The following is a 3,444-nucleotide window of genomic DNA, read 5'->3' as shown; positions in this document are numbered from 1 at the left end:
ATGGAGGAGTTGGGACAAAGCTATGGCTACCTACTCTATCGAACAGAAACAAACTGGGATGCAGAAGAAGAAAGACTTCGTATCATTGATGGTCGAGATAGGGCTCAGCTGTATGTCGATGGTCAATGGGTTAAAACCCAATATCAGACAGAGATTGGGGAAGATATTTTTTATCAAGGCGAAAAGAAAGCGTTATCTAGGATTGATGTCTTGATAGAAAATATGGGGCGTGTCAACTATGGTCATAAGTTCTTAGCGGATACGCAACGTAAGGGAATTCGGACAGGGGTTTGTAAGGATTTGCACTTCTTACTAAACTGGAAACACTATCCACTCCCACTAGACAATCCTGAGAAAATTGATTTTTCAAAAGGATGGACTCAAGGACAACCAGCCTTTTACGCTTATGACTTTACAGTTCAAGAGCCAAAAGATACTTACCTAGACTTATCTGAGTTTGGTAAGGGAGTTGCCTTTGTAAACGGGCAGAATCTAGGACGTTTTTGGAACGTCGGCCCAACCCTCTCACTTTATATCCCTCATAGCTATCTCAAGGAAGGTGCCAACCGCATCATTATCTTTGAAACAGAAGGTCAATATAAAGAAGAGATTCATTTAACTCGTAAACCTACACTAAAACATATAAAGGGGGAAAACTTATGACAATTGTAGGATGCCGTATCGATGGACGTTTGATCCACGGACAAGTAGCCAATCTTTGGGCTGGAAAACTAAATGTTTCACGCATTATGGTTGTAGACGACGAAGTTGTCAACAACGATATTGAAAAGAGTGGTTTGAAACTTGCGACACCACCAGGTGTGAAGCTCAGTATCTTGCCAGTTGAGAAAGCCGCAGCCAATATTCTTGCTGGTAAGTACGATAGCCAACGTCTCTTTATCGTGGCTCGTAAACCAGACCGTTTCCTTGGCTTGGTCGAAGCAGGTGTACCACTTGAAACCCTCAATGTTGGGAATATGTCTCAAACACCAGAAACTCGCGCCATCACACGTTCTATCAACGTAGTGGACAAGGATGTGGAAGACTTCCACAAACTGGCAGAAAAAGGTGTTAAACTTACTGCTCAAATGGTTCCAAATGATCCAATTTCAGACTTTTTGAGCTTATTAAAATAGGAAAAAATTTTTTAGGAGGTCATTGTTATGATACAATGGTGGCAAATTTTACTTCTCACTTTGTACTCAGCTTATCAAATCTGTGATGAGTTGACGATCGTTTCATCTGCAGGTTCCCCTGTATTTGCTGGTTTCATTACTGGTTTAATCATGGGAGATGTGACTACTGGTTTGCTTATCGGTGGTAACTTGCAACTGTTCGTTCTTGGGGTTGGTACCTTCGGTGGTGCTTCTCGTATCGACGCAACTTCTGGTGCGGTTCTTGCGACAGCCTTCTCTGTTTCACAAGGAATTGATGCACCGCTTGCAATTACTACAATCGCTGTACCAGTAGCAGCTCTCTTGACTTACTTCGACGTTCTTGGACGTATGACTACTACCTTCTTCGCTCACCGTGTGGATGCTGCCATCGAACGCTTTGACTATAAAGGTATTGAACGCAACTACTTGCTTGGTGCGATTCCTTGGGCTCTATCTCGTGCCCTTCCAGTCTTCTTTGCGCTTGCTTTTGGTGGTGCCTTTGTACAACATGTAGTAGACTTAGTGACAGAATACCAATGGATTGCAGATGGTTTGACACTCGCAGGACGTATGCTTCCAGGTCTTGGATTTGCAATCTTGCTTCGTTACCTTCCAGTTAAACGTAACCTTCACTATCTTGCTATGGGATTTGGTTTGACGGCTATGTTGACTGTTCTTTACTCATATGTAACAGGTCTTGGTGGCGCTGTTGCTGGTATCGTAGGTACTCTTCCTGCTGAAGTTGCTGAAAAAATTGGTTTCGTGAACAACTTCAAAGGTTTGTCTATGATTGGTATTTCTATCGTAGGTATTTTCCTTGCAGTGCTTCACTTCAAAAATAGCCAAAAAGTAGCTGTAGCAGCACCTTCTACACCATCAGAAAGTGGGGAAATCGAAGATGACGAATTCTAATTACAAACTTACAAAAGAAGATTTTAATCAAATCAACAAACGTAGCTTGTTTACTTTCCAATTAGGTTGGAACTACGAACGTATGCAAGCTTCTGGTTACCTTTACATGATCTTGCCTCAGTTGCGTAAAATGTATGGGGATGGCACTCCTGAATTGAAAGAAATGATGAAAGTTCATACTCAATTCTTCAATACTTCACCATTCTTCCATACCATTATCGCTGGTTTTGACCTTGCCATGGAAGAAAAAGATGGTGTGGGTTCAAAAGACGCCGTTAACGGTATCAAGACAGGTTTGATGGGACCATTCGCTCCTCTTGGGGATACAATCTTTGGTTCACTTGTACCTGCTATCATGGGGTCAGTCGCAGCAACTATGGCGATCGCTGGTCAACCTTGGGGTATCTTCCTTTGGATTGCAGTTGCAGTAGCGTATGACATCTTCCGTTGGAAACAGTTGGAATTTGCCTACAAAGAAGGGGTTAATCTTATCAACAACATGCAAAGTACCTTGACAGCTTTGATTGACGCTGCATCTGTACTTGGTGTCTTCATGATGGGTGCTCTTGTAGCAACAATGATCAACTTTGAAATTTCTTACAAGTTGCCAATCGGTGAAAAGATGATTGATTTCCAAGACATCTTGAACCAAATCTTCCCACGTTTGCTTCCAGCAATCTTTACTGCCTTTATCTTCTGGTTGCTTGGTAAGAAAGGTATGACTTCTACTAAAGCTATCGGTATCATTATCGCTCTTGCAGTAGGTCTTTCTGCCCTTGGTCACTTTGCATTTGGAATGTAATTCCTTATGACTAAATCATTAATTTTGGTGAGCCATGGTCGCTTCTGTGAGGAGCTTAAAGGTAGCACAGAAATGATTATGGGCCCACAAGACAACATTTACACAGTAGCTCTTCTTCCAGAAGATGGCCCAGAAGACTTTACTGCAAAATTTGAAGCTGCTATTGAAGGGTTGGATGATTTCCTAGTCTTTGCGGATCTTCTCGGTGGGACACCTTGTAACGTGGTCAGTCGTTTGATTATGGAAGGTCGTGACATCGAACTTTATGCAGGGATGAATCTTCCAATGGTGATTGAATTTATCAATGCGAGCCTGACAGGTGCAGATGCGGACTATAAGAGCCGTGCTGCAGAAAACATTGTGAAAGTCAATGACCTGTTAGCGGGCTTCGATGATGACGAAGATGAATAATACTCTTCGAAAATCTCTTTAAACCATACTAGTGTCGCCTTGCCGTAGGCATGTTACTGACTCTGTCAGTTCTATCTGCAACCTCAAAACGGTGTTTTGAGCTGACTTCGTCAGTCTTATCTGCAACCTCAAAGCAGTGCTTTGAGCAGCCTGCGGCTAGTT

Annotated in this window: 4 protein-coding genes and 1 pseudogene; all 5 read left to right on the top strand. The window is 42.5% G+C overall.

The features are described from left to right. Positions 1-663: pseudogene (locus WKI42_RS09730) on the top strand (beta-galactosidase); the annotation flags it as partial. Continuing rightward, on the top strand, positions 660-1,136 hold the full coding sequence (locus WKI42_RS09725; protein WP_050226620.1) for a PTS sugar transporter subunit IIB: 477 nt from the start codon (positions 660-662) through the stop codon (positions 1,134-1,136). The pseudogene WKI42_RS09730 and the gene WKI42_RS09725, both read left to right, overlap by 4 nt. A 27-nt stretch (positions 1,137-1,163) precedes the next feature. Then, the gene (locus WKI42_RS09720) at positions 1,164-2,069 is read left to right on the top strand and encodes a PTS mannose/fructose/sorbose/N-acetylgalactosamine transporter subunit IIC (RefSeq protein ID WP_050235418.1); all 906 of its coding nucleotides are present in this window, start codon (positions 1,164-1,166) and stop codon (positions 2,067-2,069) included. Next, positions 2,056-2,871, top strand: coding sequence for a PTS system mannose/fructose/sorbose family transporter subunit IID (locus WKI42_RS09715; RefSeq protein WP_050235419.1), 816 nt, complete (start codon positions 2,056-2,058; stop codon positions 2,869-2,871). The genes WKI42_RS09720 and WKI42_RS09715 overlap by 14 nt, the downstream gene beginning before the upstream one ends. A 6-nt stretch (positions 2,872-2,877) precedes the next feature. Further along, positions 2,878-3,282, top strand: coding sequence for a PTS sugar transporter subunit IIA (locus WKI42_RS09710; RefSeq protein WP_368081825.1), 405 nt, complete (start codon positions 2,878-2,880; stop codon positions 3,280-3,282). Positions 3,283-3,444: the final 162 nt, after the last annotated feature.

The organism is Streptococcus pseudopneumoniae (genome assembly GCF_038148935.1).
GTDB classification, from domain to species: domain Bacteria; phylum Bacillota; class Bacilli; order Lactobacillales; family Streptococcaceae; genus Streptococcus; species Streptococcus pseudopneumoniae_U.
The sequence above is the reverse complement of the archived record's forward strand: the minus strand, read 5'-3'. Positions and strand labels throughout refer to the sequence as shown.